The organism is Streptomyces sp. Alt3 (assembly GCF_030719215.1).
Taxonomy (GTDB): domain Bacteria; phylum Actinomycetota; class Actinomycetes; order Streptomycetales; family Streptomycetaceae; genus Streptomyces; species Streptomyces glycanivorans.
This window is the reverse complement of sequence record NZ_CP120983.1, coordinates 7,535,263-7,555,833: the sequence shown is the minus strand read 5'-3', so window position 1 is coordinate 7,555,833 and position 20,571 is coordinate 7,535,263. Positions and strand designations below refer to the sequence as shown.

Below are 20,571 nucleotides of genomic sequence, written 5' to 3'. Positions count from 1 at the left end.
CCCCTCGGGCGCCGCGTCCGCACTCACTTCGGTGCGGCCGGCTCGTCGACGGACGTGGCGCAGACCAGGCGGCGCCGGTGGTCGACGGTGCGCTCGGGCCCGGTGAGGCGCAGCCGCACCGTGTGCTTGACGTCCGCGATGTCGCTGGAGGTGGCGAAGCGCAGCTCCAGGGCGCCGGGTTCGACGATCCGGCGTCCCCCGGCCCCGGTGAACGAGACCAGGTCCGGGTGGAAGCGGAACCCGACCCTGCGGGACTCCCCCGCCGCCAGCTGAACCCGGGCGTATCCGATCAGCCGGGCCTCGGGCCGCGTGGTCTGGGCGACCGGATCGTGGGCGTAGAGCTGGACGACTTCGGCGCCGTCGCGGTCGCCGGTGTTACGCACCGTGATCGCGAGGTCGGTCTCCCCGTCGGTGGGCAGCTCGGCCGGCACGTCCGCACCGGCCTCCCAGGCGAACGAGGTGTACGAGAGCCCGTGGCCGAAGGGGTAGAGCGGGGTCGGGTCCAGGTTGCTGACCCCGTTGGCCCGGCCGAGCGGCGGCTGCAGATACGTCCACGGCTGACCGCCGGGGCCGTCGGGCACACCCAGAGGCAGCCGGCCGGAGGGGTTGACCCGTCCCGAGAGCACGCCCGCGAGCGCCGGCCCGCCCTCCTCGCCGGGGAAGAACGCCTGCACACAACCGGCCAGCCGGTCCGCCCGCCCGCCGAGGGCGTACGTACGGCCCGTCAGCAGCACCAGGACCACCGGGGTCCCGGTGGCGAGCAGTGCGTCCAGGAGTTCGCCCTGGAGACCGGGCAGCGCCAGGTCGGCGGCGTCGCAGCCCTCACCGGAGGTTCCGCGGCCGAACAGTCCGGCCCGGTCCCCGAGCACGGCCACACAGACGTCCGCCCCGGCAGCCAGCGCCGCGGCGCCTTCGATCCCGGAGGCGTCCGTGCCGTCCACCTCGCAGCCCTGCGCGTGGTCGACGTCCACGCCGGGGAACTCCTCGCGGAGCGCTTCCAGCACCGTCGGCACGACGATGCCCATGGGTGCGTCGGGGTGCTGGACCCCGACGTGGCTCGGGAAGGAGTAGCAGCCGAGCATGGCCAGCGGGTCGTCGGCGCGGGGCCCCACCACCGCGATCCGTCCGGTGCCGGCCAGCGGGAGCGCGCCACCGGGGTTGGCCAGCAGCACGCAGGAGCGTTCGGCGAGCAGCCGGGCCAGGGCACGGTTGCGCGGAGGGTCGAGGTCCACGCTGCCGCGCGCCTGCTCCGGATCCACCCCGTCGAGCGCGGCGGGCAGGACCTCCCGGTCCGGATCGAGCAGGCCGAGCTCGCACTTCTGCAGCAGGACCCGGCGCAGGGCGCGGTCCACCAGTTCCTCGGCCACGAGTCCGTCGCGTACGGCGGCCACCAGTTCGTCCCCGTAGCTGCGTACGGTGGGGAGCTCGACGTCCACTCCCGCCGTCAGTGCGAGACGGGCGGCGTCGCCGCGGCTCTCGGCCACCCGGTGCAGGGTCTCCAGGAAGCCGATGCCGAAGTAGTCGGCGACGACCGTTCCGGTGAAGCCCCAGGTGTCCCTGAGGAGGCCGGTGAGCAGGGCCGGGTCGGCCGCGGCGGGCACTCCGTCGATCTCGGCGTACGAGTGCATCACCGAGCGTGGGCCTCCCTCACGGACCGCCATCTCGAACGGCGGGAGGATCACGTCGGCCATCTCCCGGGCTCCGGCACGCACCGGGGAGAGATTGCGTGCGCCGGCCGAAGCCGAGTAGCCCGCGAAGTGCTTGAGCGTGGCGACGACCCCGGAGGACTCCAGTCCGCGGACGTACGCCGTGCCGATGGTCGCGACCAGGTAGGGGTCCTCGCCGATGGTCTCCTCGACACGGCCCCAGCGCAGGTCACGCACCACGTCCAGGACCGGGGCGAGGCCCTGGTGGACACCCACCGAACGCATGTCGCTGCCGATGCGGTGCGCCATCTCGGCGACCAGCTCCGGGTCCCAGGCCGCCCCCCAGGCCAGCGGCACCGGGTAGGCGGTGGCACCCCAGGCGGTGAAGCCGGCCAGGCACTCCTCGTGGGCGAGCGCCGGGACACCGAACCGGCCCGCCTCCACGATCCTGGCCTGGGCGCGGGCCAGCGAGACGGCGCCGACTCCCGGGTCCACCGGGGCGGAGCCGAACGGACGGGTGAGCTGGCCGAGTCCGCGGGTGGTGATGTCCTCGAAGTCCACCGGGTCGACCATGTCGTTCTGGTGCGGTGCGACTCCGTCGCCCTCGGCGTCGGCGCCCACCCAGATCCCGTACAGCTGGGCGGCCTTCTCCTCGAGCGTCATCCGGGCCGCCAGGTCGGCCACCCTCACCTCGGGGTCGAGCGAGGGGTCGCGCCACGGGCCGTCGACGGCGGGGGGCGGATCGGCCTGACGGGCCTGCGGGGCAGGGTGGATTGCCATGACGGCAGAGGTTCCTCTCATGAGTGCTGTGGTCCGGGGCGGCGTCGGTGTGCTACTTGCCGCCCACCCCCATCAGTCCGTTGATCAGCGCCCGCCGGGCCACGAGGTACACGGCGAAGATGGGTATGACGGAGAGGACGATCGCTGCCAGCACCGCGGGGATGTTCACTCCGAACTGGCTCATGAAGTTGAACAGTCCCAGTGTCAGTACGCGCCGCTCCTCCGACTGGGTGAGGATCAGCGGGAACAGGAAGCCGTTCCACGCCTGCAGCGCGGAGAAGATCGCGACGGTGCTGATCCCCGCCCTGGAGAGCGGAACGGCCAACTGCCACAGCATGCGTACGGGCGAGGCACCGTCGAGGGCCATCGCCTCGTACATCTCCTCGGAGACGTCACGCATCGTGCCGCTGAGCACGAGGACGGCGACGGGCATCGCGAACGCCGCGGTGGGCAGGATGATCGCCCACAGGGTGTCGTACAGCCCCAGCTTCCCGATCATCAGGTAGAGCGGGACGATGACCGCCTGCGCCGGGATCGCCACGCCGAGCAGGAAGGTGCGGAAGGCGAGCGACGAGAGGCGGCTGCGGGTGCGCACCGCCACGTAGGCCACCGGGACCGAGAGCACCAGCACGATGGCCACCGTGGCCACCGCCACGAGCGCGGTGTTCCCGATCAGTGTGAGGAATCCGCTGTCCAGCACGGTGCGGTAGTTCTCGAACGTCGGGTCCGTCGGGATCGCCAGCGGGTCGCCGTTCAGCGCCTCGTCCTGACGCATCAGCGAAGCGGAGACCAGGGTGTAGAGCGGCACCAGGACGACGAGGAGCCAGATCAGCGGGCCGAATCCGGCCACCGGGTTGCCCAGGAGCCTGCGCCGGCGGGCCGGGCGGCCACGGCGCGGCGCGGCAGGTGTCGTGCGGTGCTGCGGCGCAGCGGCGCGGGTGTCGATCGACATCTCGTCACATACCTTCCCGGGTGGACCGCATGGACCCGAAGCCGCTGAGGCGGACCATGAGCAGCGAGATACCGGTGGCCACGACGACCAGTGCGGTGGCGATGGCCGCCGCGTAGCCGAGGTCGTAGGTCTGGAAGCCGGTCCGGTACATCAGGTAGGGCAGGATCGTCGTGTCCGTGCCGGGTCCGCCCTTGGTCATGATGAGCACCGTGTCGAAGTAGGTCAGCGAGCCGACGATCATCAGGACCGACGAGGTCGTCATCGTGTGGCGCAGCTGCGGCAGAGTGATGTGGAAGAACTGCCTCACCGTCCCGGCGCCGTCGATGGAGGCGGCCTGGTAGAGGACTTCGGGGATCTGCCGGGCGCCACCCTGGTAGATCAGCGTGTGGAACGGCATGAACTGCCAGCCGCCGACGAAGGCGACGACGAGCAGGGCGCCGGTGGACGATCCCATGACGGCGGGGTCGATGCCGAGCCAGGGGCCGATCGTCCGGATCACACCGAAATTCGGGTCCAGCAGGGCGTGGAAGAGCATCGCGATCGCGGTGGTGGAGAGCAGCAGCGGGATGAAGAAGATCGCCGACAGGAACGCGCGGCTGCGCTGACGACCCGCCGCCCACACGCCCAACAGCAGGGCCACCGGGGTCTGGAAGACCCAGCTGATCGTGGTGAGCACGAGGCTCAGCCAGGCGGCCTGGCCGAACTCGGAGTCCCTGAACAGCCGGGACCAGTTGTCCAGCCCTGTCGGGGCCGGGGAGCCGAGCCCGTCCCAGGTGCAGAAGGAGAGGTAGACGGCGATCGCCAGGGGGACGATCGCGAAGACGGCGAAGAAGAGGATGCCGGGGACGGCCCAGGCGACCGGCGGGCGGCCGACGTCACCGACGGCCGCCTTCCTGTCTCCGTGCCTCCTCGCGACCGGAGTGTGGTGCGGCATGGTTACTTCGCGGCCTTCATCGCTTCGACGAACTGCTCGGGGGTCGTCTTGCCGGCGAACAGCTTGCTGATCTCCGTGAGCAGCGGCGTGGCGTACTGGGCTTCGAGTGCCTGGTCCCACGAGAGGGTGAAGCTCGGGGCCTTCCGCACCATCTCGTACTGGTCGGTGGCGAACTGCGGGTTGGGCGAACCGCTCAGCATCGAGGCCGCGCCGGAGGTGGTGGGGACGTCGCCGTTGTCGACGAGGGCCTGCGCGTAGGTCTGCGACGCCATCGTCCTCAGGAACGCGACGGCGGTTTCCTTGTGCTTGGTCCGGGCGTTGACCGACCAGTAGTTGGTGGGGTTGCCCACCACGTTCGCGGGGTCCCCCACTCCGCCGGCGACCGTCGGGAAGGCGGTCCAGCCGAGGTCCTTCTTCGCGAACTCGGGGGCCTTGCCCAGCTGGGTCGAGTACTCCCACGAGCCCATGAGGTGCATGGCGGCCTTGCCCTTGTTGAGGAGGGTCGGCGCTCCGCCGTTGCCGTAGTCGACGGAGTTGAAGTTCTTGCCGAACGCGCCGTCGTCGATCAGTTCCTTGACGGTCCGGGCCGTCTCGAGCACCGCCGGGTCGCCCCATCCCTGGGTGTCGCCGTCCTGGATCTTCCGGAAGACCTCGGGGCCGCCGATCCGGTCCAGCAGGTACTCCATCCACATGAGTTCGGGCCACTTGTCCGACCCGCCGAGCGCGAACGGGGTGATGCCGGCGGCCTTGAAGGTCGTGATGGCCGTTTGGAGGTCCTCCCAGGTCCTGGGCGGCTCGATGTCGTGCTCGGCGAAGAGGGTCTTGTTGTAGAAGAGCATCACGGGCTGCATGCCGCGCATGGGTACCCCGTAGACCTTCCCCTCGAGACCGCCGGCGGTCATGATCGACGGGAGGAAGCCGTCCTTGAGGGTGGCATCGTTCTTGATCGTCGACGTCAGGTCCACCAGGTCCTCGGAGTCGACGTACGGCTTGATGGAGCCGCCGCCCCAGTTGAAGAAGACGTCGGGGGCGCTGGGTGATCCCATGGCGCTGCGCAGCTTGTTCACATAGTCGGTGCCGGGAACCGACACCAGCTTGACCTTGACCTTCGAGGTCTTGTTGAAGGTGTCGACCGCGGCCTGCTGAACCTTGACGGCGTCGTCGCCGTAGACGTAGGCGGTGATGGTTCCGCTGTCGCTCCCGCCGCCTCCCGATCCGCAGCCGGCCAGCACTCCGGCCATGACCATCGCCGCACCCGCCGCGGCCCATCTCGTCGTACGTGTGCCCTGAGTGAAAATCCCCGACCGCATGACCGCACCCTCTGTCGAATGTTTCGGCGTGCCTTTCGAATGTTGCCGGAACCGTACGGTCGTGTTTCGGACCAGTCAAGAGGGCAGGAGCAAGGATTTACGAACCCTGTCCACACGCGATTTCAGGACGGCGGGGGAGCTACGATTCATGCATGAGCCCTGCAAAGGTCCAGTCCCCACAGGAGAAGGCGTCCGCCGACGAGTCGTCGGAGAGCACCGCCACGCTGGCAGAGATCGCCCGAGCGGCCGGAGTTTCGGCTCCGACAGTTTCGAAGGTGCTGAACGGCCGCGCCGACGTCGCCCCCGGCACGCGCACGAAGGTGGAGGTGCTGTTGCTGCGCCACGGCTACCGCCGCAGGCGTGGTGCCTCCCAGCAGTCCCAGCTCATCGACCTGGTCTTCCACGAGCTGGACAGCGCCTGGGCCATGGAGGTCGTCCGGGGCGTCGAGAACGTCGCCAGGGAGGAGGGCCTCAGCCTGGTCCTCTCGGAGAGCGCGGGCCGGCTCACCCCGGGCCAGACGTGGGTGGACGGTGTCCTGGCCCGCCGCCCGGCCGGAGTGATCCTGGTGCTCTCGGACCTCGACGCGGCACAGCGCGCCCAGCTGACCAGCCGCTCCATCCCCTTCGTCGTCGTCGATCCGGCGGGTGACCCGGGTGACGACATCCCGTCGGTGGGGGCTGCGAACTGGCAGGGCGGTCTCGCTGCCACCCGGCATCTGACAGGCCTGGGGCACAGGCGCGTGGGCATCATCGGCGGGCCGGCCCGCATGATGTGCAGCCGCGCGCGGCTGGACGGCTACCGCGCCGCCCTGGAGACGTCCGGCGTGCCGATGGACCCCGCGCTGGTCCGGGAGGGCGAGTTCAACCACGAGGACGGTTACACGGCCGCCCTCGAGCTGTTGCGGCTGCCCGAACCTCCCACCGCGATCTTCGCCGGGAACGACCTCCAGGCGCTCGGTGTCTACGAGGCGGCACGCGAGCTGGGGCTGCGGATCCCTCAGGACCTCAGCGTGGTCGGCTTCGACGACCTGCCCCTCACCCGCTGGATCGGTCCGCCGCTGACCACGGTGCGCCAGCCGCTCATAGAGATGGCCGAGACCGCGGCCCGGCTGGTCCTGGACCTCGGCCGTGGCAGGCAGCCCGCGACCACCCGGGTCGACCTGGCGACGAGCCTGGTGGTCCGCAGCAGCACGGCTCCGCCCGCACACCGGTAAGGCGCGGCATGACCCCCGCCTGCTGACCCGGACACGCGGAGGGGCGGACCCCGTTGACGCCCCGGGGCCGCTGCGGCCCGGCCCGGCGGATGAGGCGCGCGGCCCGGCCGGTGCTCCTCCACGACCGCTGCGGTCCGGGGCCGGTGCCGTCGCTACGGGCCGTTGTCAGTGGCGGGGTGCAGACTGATCCGTATCCGGCACAACGGCGTATCGGGAAGGTCCTGTCATGACCGACGTACTGCTCACCGTAGGCACCCGCAAAGGGCTCTTCCTCGGCCGCAGACGCGGCGGGACATGGGAGTTCGGTGATCCGCACTTCAACGCCCAGGCGATCTACTCCATCGCGATCGACACCCGCGGGGGGACACCCAGACTCCTGGTCGGCGGGGACAGCGCGCACTGGGGGCCGTCGGTCTTCCACTCCGACGACCTGGGCGCGAGCTGGGTGGAGCCGAAGCAACCCGCGGTGAAGTTCCCGCAGTTCACCGACGCGTCGCTGGAGCGGGTCTGGCAGCTGCACCCCGCCGGCCCGGAGGCCCCGGACGTCGTCTACGCGGGGACCGAACCGGCCGCGCTGTTCCGGTCGGACGACCGCGGCGAGTCCTTCGAACTGGTCAGGCCGCTCTGGGAGCACCCGACCCGGTCCAGGTGGGTTCCGGGCGGGGGCGGCGAAGGCCTCCACACCATCCTGACCGACCCGAGGGACGCCCGGGCGGTGACCGTCGCCGTGTCCACGGCGGGCGTCTTCCGCACCGAGGACGGCGGTGAGCGCTGGGATCCCTCCAACAAGGGCGTCTCGGCCGTCTTCCTTCCGGACCCCGATCCCGAGTTCGGCCAGTGCGTGCACAAGGTCACCCGGGACGCCGCGGACCCCGACCGCCTCTACCTGCAGAACCACTGGGGCGTGTTCCGCAGCGACGACGGCGGGAAGCGCTGGAAGGACATCGGCGCCGGTCTGCCGTCGGACTTCGGCTTCGCCGCCGCCGCGCACCCGCACCGCGCGGACACCTTCTACGTCTTCCCGATCAACGCCGACGCCGACCGCGTCCCGGCCGGCCATCGCTGCCGCGTGTACCGCACACGGGACGCGGGCGAGACCTGGGAGCCCCTGACCCGAGGCCTTCCGGACGGCGACCACTACGGCACCGTGCTGCGGGACGGGCTCTGCACGGACGACGCAGACCCGGCAGGCGTCTACTTCGGCAACCGCAACGGCGAGGTGTACGCGAGCGCGGACGACGGCGACAGCTGGCAGCAGCTCGTCTCGCACCTGCCGGACGTGCTCTGCGTCCGGGCGGCGGTGATCGGCTGACGGGGGCACGGGCCCGCCGACGGAGCGGGGGCGGCCGGAGGGTGGGTGCGCAGATCCACGGCGTCGAACGCCCGCCCCACCTGTCGGCGTGTCACACCTCGGTCGGCACGCAGAGCACCGGAACGGTCGACAGGTGCAGGAGCTTGTGCGGGGTGGAGCCGAGCAGCGCCCCCCGGATCGGGCTCTCGCCCCAGCTGCCCACCACGATGACCCTCGCCCCGTACCGTGAGGCGGCTTCGATCAGGGCCTGCGCCGGGCTCAGGTCGATGACCTCGACCATGGCCGGCACACCGGCCGCCTCGGCCGAGGCGACCGCGTGCTCCAGACCCGTGCGCCCGGCCTGGGCGATGGCCTCGTAGTGGGCCCGGTACTCCTCACCGGTGGGACCGGGCGGCGCCGCCCCGTAGACGAGGACGAGCCGCTCGTCGAACGCGGAAGCCACGTCGATCGCCACCCGCAGGGCACGCGCCGCGCCCGGCGACTCGTCGTATCCGAGGACCACGGACATCTCAGGACTCCTTGCCGTGCACGAGGCCCGGGTCGACGACGCCTCTGCGTTCGTTCCAGAACGACGGCGAGCGGAAGCGCAGCACGACCATGATCACCACACCGATGAGGCTGATGCAGATGCCGATGACGAGTGGGGGCCCGAGCCCGAACCAGGACGTTCCGCTGTAGGAGTTCGCCGGGTCGGACATATCCATGACCGACCGGACGAGCAGCCAGGCCAGCAGACCTGCCCCGACCACCGGGCCGAGGCCGATGAGGAGGAAGTTGCGCACGCTCTCCGTCAGATGACGACGGTAGTAGACGGCGCACGCCACGCCCGTGAGCGCGTAGTAGAAGGCGATGAGCAGGGACAGCGCGGTCAGCGAGTCGAATAGGGCGTTCTCGCTGATCTGGCTGACGACGAGATACCAGGCGATGGCGATGGCGGCCACCCACCACGTGCTCACGTCGGGCGTACGGAAGCGCGGGCTGATCCGGGCGAAGTGAGCGGGGAGCGCCCTGCGCCGGGCCATGGAGAGCGCGGTGCGCGACGCCGGGATGATGGTGGTCTGCGTCGAGGCGAGCGCCGACGTCGCGACCGCGAGCAGCACGATCCAGTCCCAGCCCCCCATGACCTCGCGGGCGAGCAGGGCGAAGATGAACTCCTCCTCCCCGGCGTTCTCCGCCAGGTACGCCGTTCCGGCGAACGCGACGACCGCGAAGCCGACGGACAGGTAGGTCACCAGCAGGATGACCGTCGACCACACACCGGCCTTCCCGGGAGCGCTCGCGGAGTCCTCGACCTCCTCGGTGAGGTTGACCGCCGACTCCCAGCCCCAGTAGATGAACACGCCCAGCAGCAGACCACTGGTCAGCGCCGCGCCGCCCGCCCCGAAGGGGTTGAGCCACTCGGCCGAGGGTCTGACGGAGTCGAAGGACGTCGTGCCCGCGTAGACGCGGTAGAGGGCGACGATCACGAACACCAGGAGGAACGCCACCTGAGCCAGGATCAGGACGTTCTGGACCTTGGCGGACAGCTCGGTCCCGATGACGCACAGACCGGTCATCACCAGGATCAGCAGCACGGTGAGCAGTTGGCGGACAAAGGTGTTCTCGGCCCAGCTGTCGAGTCCGACGGCCAGGAGTCCGAAGCTGACGGCGATGTCCGCCAGTGAGCCCACCACGAGCACACCGGTCATCGCGATCGCCCAGCCGCCGAGCCATCCGGTCCACGGCCCCATGGCGCGCGTCACCCAGGAGAACGTCGTCCCGCAGTCCTGGTCGGCCTTGTTCAGGTAGTAGAAGGCCGACGCGATGAGGAGCATCGGCACGAAGGAGGCGAAGAGGGCCCCGGGTGCGTAGATGCCCACGAGCGCGACGATCGGACCGATCACCGCCGCCACCGAGTAGGCGGGGGACGTGGCGTTCAGTCCGATGACCAGCGCGTCGACGAAACCGATCGCGTCCGGCTTCAAGGTTGCCGGAGGCGCTGATCCGGCACTGTCCTCTGCCATGCTCCCTCACTCGGGTCACAGGCCTGAAGTAAAGGCGGAATATTTCCTTCCACATGCTAGGGAGGCCGTTCCCGGCGCGCACGTCCGGCCGGGCCGTCCCGGGCCGTTCGTGCGCACCGGTCCCGTCACTGCTCGCGCATGCCCCACGGGGCGCCGTACTCGGTCAGCAGGTCGAGGAACGGCCGGGGTGGCATGGCCTCGGGTCCCAGTACCCCGGTGCCGCCCCAGGCACCGCTCGCGACGAGTTCGAGGGCGGCGACGGGGTTGATCGCCGTCTGCCAGACCACGGCCTGGGAGCCGTACTCGCGCATCGACCACTGGTTGTCGACCACGTGGTACAGGTAGACCTCACGGGGCCGCCCGTCCTTGACGCCCTTCACCCACGTGCCCGCGCACGTCTTACCGTGCATGCGCTCACCGAGCCCGGCCGGATCGGGCAGACATGCCGCCACCACGTCGCGGGGCGAGACCCTGGCGTTGCCGGTACCGCTCTTCACGGACACGGGTTCCGTACGGTCGAGACCCAGCTTGTGCAGCGTGCGCAGCACCCCGATGAACTCGTCGCCCAGCCCGTACTTGAACGTGACGCGCCGGGCATCGAGCCGGCGCGGGACGAGCAGCACCTCCTCGTGCTCGACGTTGACGCACTCGACGGGCCCGATGCCCTCCGGGAAATCGAAGACCTCCGGGTCGCTGAAGGGTTCGGTGGTGAACCAGCCCCGGCCCTCCTCGTAGACGACCGGTGGGTTCAGGCACTCCTCGATGGTCGTCCAGATACTGAAGGACGGGGCGAAGTCGTAGCCCTCCACCGTCAGATCGGCGCCGTCACGGATCCCGATCTCCTCGATCTCGTCGAACAGTTCGTCGGAGGCGTACCGGGCGAACACGTCCGACAGGCCCGGCTCCACGCCCATCCCGACCAGTGCGAGCCGTCCGGCGGCCTCCCAGTCGGCCGCGCGCTCGAACTGCGCGTCCCCGAGCTTGACGCCGCACTTCTCGTAGGGGCGGGTCGGGTGCGGCCGGGACAGGGACATGGCCATGTCGAGATAGTGCACGCCGTGGGCGAGGGCCGCCTCGAACAGGGGCATGACGAACCTGGGGTCCGTGGCGTTGAGCAGCACATCGCACCGGTGGTCCTTGAGGGCGGCGCGCACGGCTGCGGGATCCGAGGCGTCCAGCCGGAGCGCGCCGAAACGGGCACCGCTCTCCGCGAGAGCCGCGACGGCGCTCTCCGCACGGGCCACGTCGTAGTCGGCGACCGCCATGTACTCGAAGAAGGGGCGACGGGCCGCGATCCGGGTGATCGCCGTACCCACGCCCCCTGCGCCGACCAGGAGGACACGCATGGGACACCACTCCTCTGCTGCTTCTGCCGCGGCGACGGCTGCGGCCGGCCCGGCAGGTCCGGTGGAGTGGGGACGCTAACAGCCGCGCCGCCCGGCGGGGGCGACCCGTCGAAGCGGTGTCCCGCGTCCGGGCTACACACGGCCGGGGCGCCACCCGTACGGGCTCCGGGCCCTGCCCGCGGCTCCCGGGTCTTCGCACCGGCGGAGAAGAGAACGGCCCCACCGGCAGGGGGATGCCGATGGGGCCGGGTGCTCGCGGAGACACGGGGGGGGTGTGCCTCAGGAGCTCGGGTCGAAGGGTCTCCTGCCCCCGGAACGGGAACCTATGCGAGGCGCCGGGCCGGGAACCCGGCGTGTGCGCCCTTCCCCGCGGCACCGCTCACGGCAGACGCCAGTCCACCGGCTTCTCCCCGGCACGCTCCAGGTGATCGTTGGTGCGGCTGAAGGGGCGCGATCCGAAGAAGCCCCGGTCCGCCGACATCGGGGACGGGTGGGCAGACTCGACCGCGGGCAGGTCACCGAGGAGCGGCCGGACGTTGCGGGCGTCCCGCCCCCACAGCACGGACACCATGGGCTTGCCCCGTGCGGCCAGGGCCCGGATCGCCTGTTCGGTCACTTCCTCCCAGCCCTTGCCGCGGTGAGCGGCGGGTTTGCCCGGCGCCGTGGTCAGCGCCCTGTTGAGCAGGAGCACCCCCTGCTGCGTCCACGGCGTCAGGTCCCCGTTGGACGGCCGGGGAAGACCGAGGTCGGAGTGCAGTTCCCTGAAGATGTTCTCCAGGCTGCCCGGCAGACGCCGGACATCGGGCGCCACCGCGAAACTGAGTCCGATGGCCATCCCCGGCGTCGGGTAGGGGTCCTGACCCACGATCAGGACACGTACGTCGTCGAAGGGCTGCTGGAAGGCGCGCAGCACGTTCTTCCCCGCAGGAAGATAGGTGCGGCCCGCTCCGATCTCGGCACGGAGGAAATTGCCCATCTCGGCGATGCGGCCCGCCACGGGCTCCAACGCCTTCGCCCAGCCGGGCTCCACAAGTTCGTTCAACGGTCGCGCTGCCACAACCGTCACTCTACCGGCCCACACGGCTCCGGGTGATCATGCGGCCCGACGGGGTGGCACCCGACGGTAGGGTGCCGGTCGTCGTCAGTCCTCCACTCCCCCGGAGAGCATGCATGAGGCGCGCAGGCATTCGTCCACCGACAGCGGTGTCCGTGACGTGCGGTGACCGAGCACGGCGGCGACTGCCGTGAGCGCCGGCGGGTTCGTCCTCGGCGTCGACTCGGGCGGCTCCGGGCTTCGCGTGGCCCTCGCACCGGCGGACACTGGACGCGCGGCCTTCACCACCGTCTGCGCCGAGCCGGTACGGACGGGTGCGGACGGCATCGACGCCGGTCATCTGCTGGAGCAGGTGCTGCCCGCCGTCGGCAGGCTGCTGGAACAGGCGGGCCCCGGGGCGGCAGTCGCCGCCGCGGCCGTCGGAGCGGCCGGAATGGCGACCCTCGGCGACCAGTTGCGGTCCACGCTGCCGCAGGCCCTCGCCGGCTCCCTGGGTGTACGGCGTATCGCGCTCGCCGCCGACGCCGTGACCGCCTACGCCGGAGCCCTGGGCGGGCGGCCCGGCGCGGTCGTCGCGGGCGGCACGGGCATGATCGCGCTCGGCACCGACCTGACGTCGTGGCGCAGGGCGGACGGCTGGGGCCATCTCCTGGGGGACAGCGGTGGCGGCGCCTGGATCGGCCGGGCCGGACTCGATGCCGCGATGCGGGCCCACGACGGACGGCGCGGTGGTTCACCGGCGCTGCTGGCCCGGCTCGAGGCGGTCCACGGTCCGGCCACCGGGCTGCCGGGCCTCCTCTATCCGCGCACGGACCGTCCCGCACTGCTGGCCTCCTTCGCCCCCGAGGTCGGGGCCTGCGCCGCCGAGGACGAGGTCGCGGCGCGGATCCTGCGGGAGGCCGCGGCGCATGTCGCCGAGGCGGCGGCCGCGGTGTGTCCCCGCCCCGCAGGATCCCGTCCCGGCGGTTACGAAATCGCTCTGACCGGTGGGCTGTTCCGCATGGGCGAGCCCCTTCTCGGGCCGTTGCACAGGGAGCTGGCCCGGCAGGTTCCGCAGGCGCGCGTGGTCCCGGCGGAGGGCGACCCGCTGCACGGTGCCCTGGAGATCGCCCGGAGCCTCGCCGGACCGGGGCTGCGACTGCCGCCCCACCCGTCCCTGCTGTTCGTACCGGGAGTAACGTAGGCGATTCGACCGATCGACTGTCGGGACAGAGCAGGTCAGTCACCCGCTATGCCGCTCAACAGACATATACGGACAGATAACGCCTGACCGCCCCCTCCCCGAACAGAGGGGCACCCAAAACCAGTAGCATGCGGCGCCATGAGCACCCCCACTGGGCCCGCTTCCGGCCTGCCTGTACGAATGCCGCGACCTCGCCAGTCCGGACGGCACCGCCGCCCGGAGCCCGTGGTCGCACCTGAGGGCGCTGCCGCGCTCGTTCTCGCCCTTCCCGGTACTCCTTCCCCGGCCTCGCGCAGCCTGGCCGAGGAAGTCATCAGCATCGCCCGTTCCGAGCTGCCCGGCCTGAACGCGCAGATCGGTTACCTAGACGGCGACGACGCCGAATATCCCACCCTTGCCTCCGTACTCACCCATGCCGCCGCCGAGCGCACCGCGCGCTACGAGCAGGCCACCGCCGCGGGCCGTGAGGTCCCCGAGCCCTCGGGCCCGTCCGCCGTCGTGGTGCCGCTGCTCGCCGGCCCGGACAGCGCCATGATCCGGCGCATACGGCAGGCGGTCATGGACAGCGGCACACAGGCCGAGCTGACCGATGTGCTGGGTCCGCACCCGCTGCTCGCCGAGGCACTGCACGTGCGCCTCTCGGAGGCCGGCCTGGCCCGCGCCGACCGCGCGAGGCTCTTCACCGTGGCCACCGCCGCCGACGGCATCGTGCTGGCCACGGTGGGCGGCGAGGAGGCCGTACAGGCCGCCGGGATCACCGGAATGCTGCTGGCAGCCCGCCTCGCCGTGCCGGTGATGGCCGCGGCCCTGGACGTGGAGGGTTCGGTCGCCTCCATCGCGGCACAGTTGCAGAACTCGGGCTCCGCGCAGCTCGCGCTCGCGCCGTACCTGGTGGGCCCCGAGATCGACGCGGGGCTGCTGGACGCCGCGGCCAAGGAGGCCGGCTGCGCGACCGCCGAGCCGCTCGGCGCCTACCCGGCCATCGGCAAGCTCGTCCTCTCGCTGTACGCGACGACCCTGGGGATCACCCCGGCGACGCCGCAGGGGGCCCAGGCGCACTGACGCGCGCCGCAGTAGCCGTACGACGACGGGGCACGGACAGGTTCTGCCTGTCCGTGCCCCGTCGTCGTACGGCTGCGCCCGGTCGCGTTGCGGAGACCGTCAGGCGAAGACCACGCAGGAGGCGGCCGGGACCTCGACGGATCCCGCATGGACCGGGATGCCCGTCTCCGCGTCCACGGCGAACCAGCTGACGTTCCCGGAGTGCTCGTTGGCGGCGTACAGCCACTGGCCGGTGGGGTCGAGGGTGAGGTCGCGGGGCCAGCGTCCGCCGCAGCCCACCGCCGCCGCCAGGACGGGCTTCTCGGCCGTCTCGTCGAGGGTCAGGACCGAGATGCTGTCGTGCCCGCGATTGGCGGTCCACAGGAACCGGCCGTCGTGCGAGACCACCACCTCGGACGGGTACGTACGCCCCGCACCGCCCTCGTCGTGGTCGTGCGGCAGCACCTGCGTCTCGCCGAGCGGTTCGAGGACGCCCTCCGCGGCGTCCCAGCGGCACACGGTGACGGTCGGCTCCAGCTCGTTCAGGACGTACAGGTGTCCCCCGGCGGGGTGAAAGGCGAGATGACGTGGCCCGGTGCCCGGCCGCAGGGCCGTCTCGGCGTGCAGACGCAGGGAGCCGGTGCCGGGGTCGAGGGCGCAGACGCGCACGGAGTCCGTACCGAGGTCCACGCTCAGCACCCACTTCCCCGAGGGGTCGGCCAGGACCTGGTGCGCGTGCGGGCCCGACTGGCGCCCCTCGTCGGGGCCGCGGCCCTCGTGCACCAGCAGGCCGACGGCCGGACCGGGGGAACCGTCGTCCCGCACGGGCAGCACGGTGACACCGCCGGAGCCGTAGTTGGCCGTGAGCAGGTGTCCCGCGGCGAGGGCGAGATGGGTGGGGCTGCTCCCGTCGACCGGCCGCGCCTCGCCGATCAGCCGCGGTGTGCCGTCGTCGTCCACGCCGAACGCCGCGACGGCGCCGTCCGAGGTCTCACTCACCGCGTAGAGCACGGTGCCGTCCGTTCCCGGAGCACGGCCGACCGCGAGGAAGGACGGATCGGGCACGGCGTCCGTGGACACGAGAACGGACAGCGCGCCTGTGTCCCGGTCGACCTCGGCGGCGGTGACGCCGCGGCCGCCCGCCGACGTGAACGATCCTATGAATGCCCGCTGTACGTGGTCGGCGCTCATCGCGCTACCCCTCTTCACGTCCGTCCCGATCTTCCCGGCCGACGGTAGCAGGCAGCGGTTTCCGGTCCGGACCGGAAACGGGCGACCGGGGTCAGGCGCCGACCAGCGGAGAGCGCGGGGAGCTGTGGAGTGGCGCGGCGAGCTCCGCGAGCGCCCTTTCCAGGCTGTGCAGATGGGCCAGCGCGGGTTCGGCGACATGGGCCGGCGGAAGGACTCCGTCGACGGCGTCCGCGGCACGGTACCTCCGTACCCGCGACGTCAGCGTCTCCACCGACGCCTCCACCCGCCAGCAGGCAGCGGCCAGCCGGGCGTCGTGCGACGCCTCCGGGTCCGCCGCGACGGAGGCCAGCCCGCGGACCTCCCGTACGCAGACGTCGAGCAGCGCGAGCACCTGCCCGGCCCGGGCCCTGCGGGCACGGAACGGGCTCAGCGGATGTACGAGCGGGCCGAGCGACAGCCGTACCCGCCCGAGGAGCGCCTCCAGCTCGGCGACACGGGGAGCGGGGTCGGCGGTCGCCGAGCCCGCGAGCCGCGCGGCGGCCTCGGCGGTGCAGGCGTGCACGCAGCGAAGGGCGCGCTGGATCCAGGCGTCCGTCGTGGCGTGGGTCGTGACCGGCAGGACGAGCAGCACCGCCACCGTCGCACCGAGCGCCCCGACGCCGGTCTCCACGAGGCGCAGCGCGAGCAACGCCGGGTCGAGGACGCCGAGCAGCCCGTAGAGCGTCCCCGCCAGGACCGTCACGGAGAACATCATCCAGGTGTACGAGACGGCGGCGGTGTAGAAGATCCCGAAGACGCCTAGCGCCACCAGGACCGCGGAGGGCAGGGCCGAGCCGTGCAGCGGCGCGATGACGAGCAGTCCCACGGGGATGCCCGCCAGCGTCCCCAGCACGCGGCGGAAACTCCGGACCAGGGTCTCGCCGCGCGACGTGGTGTTGACGAAGACCCACCAGGTGGCACCCACGGCCCAGTACCAGCGTTCCCCGGAGAGGAACTGGCCCGCGAGCAGTGCCAGGGCCCCACCGACCGTCGCCTGGACAGCCTGTCGGGTGGTCGCCCGGGCCAGCCCCCGCGCGGCCACCGGTGCGAGGACGGGGGCCGCGGGCAGCCGTCGCTCGTAGCACCAGAGCCCGAAGCGGACGACGGAGGCGACGAGCAGGGAGAGCAGGACGGCGGCGTACAGCTCGGGCAGCTGGCCCGGCAGTGTGTGGAGGAACTGCGTGATGAAGAACGCCATGAACGCGAACACTCCGAGCGAGTGCCCGCGCGGTCCCCACCGCCTGGCGTACACGCCCGCGCCCATGACCGCGAGGAAGGCCAGATCGCGGGCCACGGGAAGGTCGTGCAGCACAGCGGCCAGGGCGAGGACGGGGAGCCCCACCACGGGCAGGAGCGCGGTCGTGACCACCTGCCCGCGCACGGTGGGGTCGGTCACGGTGAACAGGGCCAACAGCGCCGCGAGACCGCCGGTGACGGCCCCGACGAGCGAGTGCCCGGCCAGCCCGCAGACGACCACGGCCAGCCCGATACCGAGGACGGCCCTGGTCGCGTGGCGCAGCCGCAACCGCCCCGGATCCGGTGCCACGAACGCCCTCTTCAGCACAGCTTCCCGCCCCTTCACACGCAAAAGGGCGCCGCGGAATCCGCAGCGCCATCGACCGCGCCATCACACCACGGTGCCGACCTCTGGCTCAACAGACGACCACAGGGCTGTGCCATTGGCACACCAGATACTCGTTCCTATGGGCCAAGCACCGACCAATGGCCGAGGTCGGCCGCGAAATGCCTCGCAGGCGCGCGGGCGCACTTCGCGTCGTCAGCGGCCGTACGTGGTCCGGCACAGGTCGACGACCTCGGAGGACGCGACTCCCTGACCCGTCGCGCAGACCGTGCGCATGTCATAGGTCTGCCGGGGCCTGCGGGGCACGGCTGCGTGGCGCGGCGGCTCGGGGCGGGCGGGAATCACCTGTCGCGGCTGGTTGCGGGGCTCCGCGCGGGGCGGCGGCTCCGCGACCGTCGCCCCGGCAGGGGCACCCGTCCCCTTCTTCCGCTTCCTGCCGTCGGCGCGCTCCGGCTCCTCTTCCGCCTTCCCCAGGGCGTCGTGGACGGCGGGCGGCGCGGCGGGCGGCGTGGACGCCTGCACGGCCGGGGCATTGCCCGGACGCCCGGAGACCACGGGGGCAGGCCTCCGCACCTCGGACTGGACGGAGACACACCCGGCCGTACTCAGCAGGGCGACGAGCGCGAGGGACGCGGTCCGAAGGTTCATGCCCTGGTCAACGACGAGCGGCACGACCGGACACGTCACCGGCCGCCGGACCCGCGTGGACGCGGCCGTCAGTCGGACAGCCCCGACCGGGCGATGTCGAGCGCCCTGTGGACGGTACGGGTCAGGGTGTCGGGGCTCGGGTCCGCACTCCACGCCCACTGCTCGACCGCGATGCGGAGCGTGCCGTTGAGGAGGGTCGCCTGCACCCGTGGTTCGAGATCGTCGGGCCCGTGGCCGGCCCGCCCGGCGATGACCTCGGCGAAGACCAGCTCCGCGTCGTGGTGCACCTGGAGCCAAACGGCGCGCAGTCCGGGCTCGGTACGGGTGAGCCGGACCAGGTCGCGCAGGGCCTCCGCGTCAGGGACCGCCGCGGTGTCGGCGAGCGACGACGGCGTGCCCGCGACGGCCTCCGCCAGTGGCCGGTCGCGCGGCCACGACCGCATCAGCGCGGTGACGAAATCCAGCGCGTAGCTCAGCAGCGGGCGGACGCAGAGCTCCTTCGACGAGGTGTAGCGCCACAGGGTCCGCTGCGAGATTCCCGCGGCCACCGCGATGTCGTCGGCGGTCGTCGCGGCCACACCACGGTCGGCGAAGAGGCGTACGGCCTCCCGGGCGATCTCCAGCCGGGTCGCGGCCTTGCGGCGTTCGGTCAGCGGAGGACGCCCGAGGCGGGGCCCTTCACCTGCCGGGTCACCGTCGGCGGCCGAAGCCACCACAGCACCCGGGGCAGGGCCGGGCGCCTCTCCGGCATGCACGGTTCCCACGACTTTCGGCCACCTTCCTTCCGGCTGCGCCCATGGTAGCCAAACCTTTTACGTCGGTCATCGCCTCTTTGGCAGAGTCCGCCATTAAAGGTAACGTGCCTGGTCTGCCACCGAACACGAGGAGCATCACGTGAGCGTCAACCCCAGCGGCCCGGGCCGCAGTGTCATCGTCACCGGCGCAGGATCGGGCATAGGCCGGGCAACCGCCCTGCTGTTCGCCCGGGAAGGCGCGCGCGTACTGATCGCCGACGTCGCCGACGCTGCCGCCCGGGCCGTCGCCGAGGAGGTGGAGCAGGCCGGCGGCACCGCGGTGACCGTGATCGGCGACCTCCGGGACCAGGCCGTGGTCGACCGGGTCACGGAAACGGCGGTCGAGGAGTTCGGCGGGATAGACGTCCTCGTCAACAACGCCGGGATCATGGACAGCATGTCGGCGGCGGCCGACACCGGCGACGACGAGTGGGAGCGGGTCATCGGCATCAACCTGACGGCCCCGTTCCGCCTGACGCGGGCCGTGCTGCCCCACATGCTGGCCGCCGGGAAGGGCGCCGTCGTCTTCACCGCTTCCGAGGCGTCGCTGAGGGGCAGCGCGGCGGGCGCCGCGTACACGGCCTCCAAGCACGGCGTCGCCGGCCTGACCAAGTCACTGGCGGTCATGTACCGCGACAAGGGCATCCGCTCCAACGCCATCGCCCCCGGCGGCACCATCACCAACATCCGGGTCGAGGCCGACCGGGGAGCCCACGGGCCGGCTGCCCTCGCCCCCTACATGGGCAATGTCGGCTCGCCCGCGCGGGCCGAGGAGCAGGCCGCGGCGATCGTCTTCCTCGCGTCCGACGCGGCGAGCAACATCAACGGGGCGATCCTTCCCGTCGACAACGGCTGGTCCGCCGTCTGAGCACCCTCGCGGGCCAGCGTGGCGGTCGGTCCCGGACACCCGGCCCGACGACGCCGGACCTCGGGACGGCTGCGTACCATCACCCAGCCACGGGTGCCCTACGCCGCCACCCCGCCCCGCCCCGCCCCGCCCCGGATACAGTCGGGCGACCGATCACCGAGCCGGGAGGAGCGCAGCGGACATGGCGGTGGACGCCCTCGACACCCGTATCCTCCGGCTGCTCATCGAGCAGCCGCGTACCAGCGTGCGTGAGTACGCGCGCGTCCTCGGCGTGGCGCGCGGCACCCTCCAGGCCCGGCTGGACCGCCTGGAGCGGGACGGGGTGATCACGGGGACGGGGCCCGCCCTCTCCCCCGCGGCCCTCGGCCATCCGGTGCTCGCCTTCGTGCACCTGGAGGTGACCCAGGGGCACCTGGACGAGGTGGGTGACGCGCTGGCGGCCGTACCTGAGATCATCGAGGCGTTCTCGACCACCGGCGGCGGCGATCTCCTGACCCGCGTGGTGGCCCGTGACAACGGGCACCTGGAGGACGTGATCCAGCAGCTGATCCAGCTCCCCGGTGTGGTGAGGACCCGGACCGAGGTGGCGCTGCGCGAGCGCGTCGCGTACCGGGTCCTGCCGCTGGTCGAGGCGGTGGGGCGGGCGGCAGGTACCCCCTGACCGCCGTCGGGCA

18 protein-coding genes are annotated in these 20,571 nt (G+C 71.9%); 6 read left to right on the top strand and 12 right to left on the bottom strand.

Annotated features, from left to right (window positions below; translation table 11 throughout):
* Positions 1-23 precede the first annotated feature (23 nt).
* The 4 genes from P8A20_RS33425 to P8A20_RS33410 are packed head-to-tail and all read right to left on the bottom strand — an operon-like array spanning position 24 to position 5,559.
* Entirely contained in the window at positions 24-2,426 is a 2,403-nt protein-coding gene (locus P8A20_RS33425; RefSeq protein ID WP_147962638.1) for a beta-xylosidase/alpha-l-arabinosidase, read from the bottom strand.
* Between the two features lie 52 nt (positions 2,427-2,478).
* Entirely contained in the window at positions 2,479-3,378 is a 900-nt protein-coding gene (locus P8A20_RS33420; RefSeq protein ID WP_147962637.1) for a carbohydrate ABC transporter permease, read from the bottom strand.
* A 4-nt stretch (positions 3,379-3,382) separates the two neighbouring features.
* The gene (locus tag P8A20_RS33415; protein WP_306104853.1) at positions 3,383-4,312 is read right to left on the bottom strand and encodes a carbohydrate ABC transporter permease; all 930 of its coding nucleotides are present in this window, start codon (positions 4,310-4,312) and stop codon (positions 3,383-3,385) included.
* A 2-nt stretch (positions 4,313-4,314) separates the two neighbouring features.
* A complete protein-coding gene (locus P8A20_RS33410) occupies positions 4,315-5,559 on the bottom strand; it encodes an extracellular solute-binding protein (protein ID WP_306105228.1) in 1,245 nt (414 codons plus the stop codon).
* A 215-nt stretch (positions 5,560-5,774) separates the two neighbouring features.
* Between P8A20_RS33410 and P8A20_RS33405 the strand changes: the two genes are divergently transcribed.
* Both P8A20_RS33405 and P8A20_RS33400 read left to right on the top strand, forming a co-directional pair.
* Positions 5,775-6,836, top strand: a complete 1,062-nt coding sequence (locus tag P8A20_RS33405; protein ID WP_306104852.1) for a LacI family DNA-binding transcriptional regulator — start codon at positions 5,775-5,777, stop codon at positions 6,834-6,836.
* Positions 6,837-7,062: 226 nt separating this feature from the next.
* A complete protein-coding gene (locus tag P8A20_RS33400; RefSeq protein WP_147962632.1) occupies positions 7,063-8,148 on the top strand; it encodes a WD40/YVTN/BNR-like repeat-containing protein in 1,086 nt (361 codons plus the stop codon).
* A 91-nt stretch (positions 8,149-8,239) separates the two neighbouring features.
* On the opposite strand, the gene P8A20_RS33395 is transcribed toward P8A20_RS33400, so the two are convergent.
* The 4 genes from P8A20_RS33395 to P8A20_RS33380 all read right to left on the bottom strand — a co-directional run bounded on the left by P8A20_RS33395 (position 8,240) and on the right by P8A20_RS33380 (position 12,554).
* Complete coding sequence (locus P8A20_RS33395; protein WP_306104851.1) at positions 8,240-8,656, bottom strand: universal stress protein; 417 nt, start codon at positions 8,654-8,656, stop codon at positions 8,240-8,242.
* Between the two features lies 1 nt (position 8,657).
* On the bottom strand, positions 8,658-10,151 hold the full coding sequence (locus P8A20_RS33390) for an APC family permease (RefSeq protein WP_147962630.1): 1,494 nt from the start codon (positions 10,149-10,151) through the stop codon (positions 8,658-8,660).
* A gap of 125 nt (positions 10,152-10,276) precedes the next feature.
* Complete coding sequence (locus P8A20_RS33385) at positions 10,277-11,497, bottom strand: saccharopine dehydrogenase family protein (protein WP_306104850.1); 1,221 nt, start codon at positions 11,495-11,497, stop codon at positions 10,277-10,279.
* 379 nt (positions 11,498-11,876) lie between these two features.
* Positions 11,877-12,554, bottom strand: coding sequence for a uracil-DNA glycosylase (locus tag P8A20_RS33380; RefSeq protein WP_147962628.1), 678 nt, complete (start codon positions 12,552-12,554; stop codon positions 11,877-11,879).
* Between the two features lie 187 nt (positions 12,555-12,741).
* Here P8A20_RS33380 and P8A20_RS33375 point away from each other — a divergent pair, with 187 nt between their 5' ends.
* Entirely contained in the window at positions 12,742-13,734 is a 993-nt protein-coding gene (locus P8A20_RS33375; RefSeq protein ID WP_147962627.1) for an N-acetylglucosamine kinase, read from the top strand.
* 138 nt (positions 13,735-13,872) lie between these two features.
* Positions 13,873-14,796, top strand: coding sequence for a sirohydrochlorin chelatase (locus P8A20_RS33370; protein WP_147962626.1), 924 nt, complete (start codon positions 13,873-13,875; stop codon positions 14,794-14,796).
* 99 nt (positions 14,797-14,895) lie between these two features.
* Here P8A20_RS33370 and P8A20_RS33365 read toward each other — a convergent pair whose 3' ends face one another.
* The 4 genes from P8A20_RS33365 to P8A20_RS33350 form a co-directional block, all read right to left on the bottom strand.
* Positions 14,896-15,966 (bottom strand): lactonase family protein, encoded by a 1,071-nt coding sequence (locus P8A20_RS33365; protein ID WP_306104849.1) that lies wholly within the window; start codon positions 15,964-15,966, stop codon positions 14,896-14,898.
* Positions 15,967-16,057: 91 nt separating this feature from the next.
* A complete protein-coding gene (locus tag P8A20_RS33360) occupies positions 16,058-17,569 on the bottom strand; it encodes an FUSC family protein (protein WP_306104848.1) in 1,512 nt (503 codons plus the stop codon).
* Between the two features lie 213 nt (positions 17,570-17,782).
* Complete coding sequence (locus P8A20_RS33355) at positions 17,783-18,235, bottom strand: hypothetical protein (protein ID WP_306104847.1); 453 nt, start codon at positions 18,233-18,235, stop codon at positions 17,783-17,785.
* A gap of 68 nt (positions 18,236-18,303) precedes the next feature.
* Positions 18,304-18,948 (bottom strand): TetR/AcrR family transcriptional regulator, encoded by a 645-nt coding sequence (locus P8A20_RS33350; protein WP_371606806.1) that lies wholly within the window; start codon positions 18,946-18,948, stop codon positions 18,304-18,306.
* Between the two features lie 181 nt (positions 18,949-19,129).
* Between P8A20_RS33350 and P8A20_RS33345 the strand changes: the two genes are divergently transcribed.
* Positions 19,130-19,897, top strand: coding sequence for an SDR family NAD(P)-dependent oxidoreductase (locus tag P8A20_RS33345; RefSeq protein WP_147964255.1), 768 nt, complete (start codon positions 19,130-19,132; stop codon positions 19,895-19,897).
* A 181-nt stretch (positions 19,898-20,078) separates the two neighbouring features.
* Positions 20,079-20,558, top strand: coding sequence for an Lrp/AsnC family transcriptional regulator (locus tag P8A20_RS33340; RefSeq protein WP_306104846.1), 480 nt, complete (start codon positions 20,079-20,081; stop codon positions 20,556-20,558).
* The last annotated feature ends 13 nt before the right edge of the window (positions 20,559-20,571 follow it).

What these genes read in the sequence shown, in the direction of transcription:
- P8A20_RS33425 (WP_147962638.1), bottom strand. Translation starts at nt 2,426, where the DNA reads ATGGCAATCCACCCTGCCCCGCAGGCCCGTCAGGCCGATCCGCCCCCC.
- P8A20_RS33420 (WP_147962637.1), bottom strand. Translation starts at nt 3,378, where the DNA reads ATGTCGATCGACACCCGCGCCGCTGCGCCGCAGCACCGCACGACACCT.
- P8A20_RS33415 (WP_306104853.1), bottom strand. Translation starts at nt 4,312, where the DNA reads ATGCCGCACCACACTCCGGTCGCGAGGAGGCACGGAGACAGGAAGGCG.
- P8A20_RS33410 (WP_306105228.1), bottom strand. Translation starts at nt 5,559, where the DNA reads ATGGTCATGGCCGGAGTGCTGGCCGGCTGCGGATCGGGAGGCGGCGGG.
- P8A20_RS33405 (WP_306104852.1), top strand. Translation starts at nt 5,775, where the DNA reads ATGAGCCCTGCAAAGGTCCAGTCCCCACAGGAGAAGGCGTCCGCCGAC.
- P8A20_RS33400 (WP_147962632.1), top strand. Translation starts at nt 7,063, where the DNA reads ATGACCGACGTACTGCTCACCGTAGGCACCCGCAAAGGGCTCTTCCTC.
- P8A20_RS33395 (WP_306104851.1), bottom strand. Translation starts at nt 8,656, where the DNA reads ATGTCCGTGGTCCTCGGATACGACGAGTCGCCGGGCGCGGCGCGTGCC.
- P8A20_RS33390 (WP_147962630.1), bottom strand. Translation starts at nt 10,151, where the DNA reads ATGGCAGAGGACAGTGCCGGATCAGCGCCTCCGGCAACCTTGAAGCCG.
- P8A20_RS33385 (WP_306104850.1), bottom strand. Translation starts at nt 11,497, where the DNA reads ATGCGTGTCCTCCTGGTCGGCGCAGGGGGCGTGGGTACGGCGATCACC.
- P8A20_RS33370 (WP_147962626.1), top strand. Translation starts at nt 13,873, where the DNA reads ATGAGCACCCCCACTGGGCCCGCTTCCGGCCTGCCTGTACGAATGCCG.
- P8A20_RS33365 (WP_306104849.1), bottom strand. Translation starts at nt 15,966, where the DNA reads ATGAGCGCCGACCACGTACAGCGGGCATTCATAGGATCGTTCACGTCG.
- P8A20_RS33355 (WP_306104847.1), bottom strand. Translation starts at nt 18,235, where the DNA reads ATGAACCTTCGGACCGCGTCCCTCGCGCTCGTCGCCCTGCTGAGTACG.
- P8A20_RS33340 (WP_306104846.1), top strand. Translation starts at nt 20,079, where the DNA reads ATGGCGGTGGACGCCCTCGACACCCGTATCCTCCGGCTGCTCATCGAG.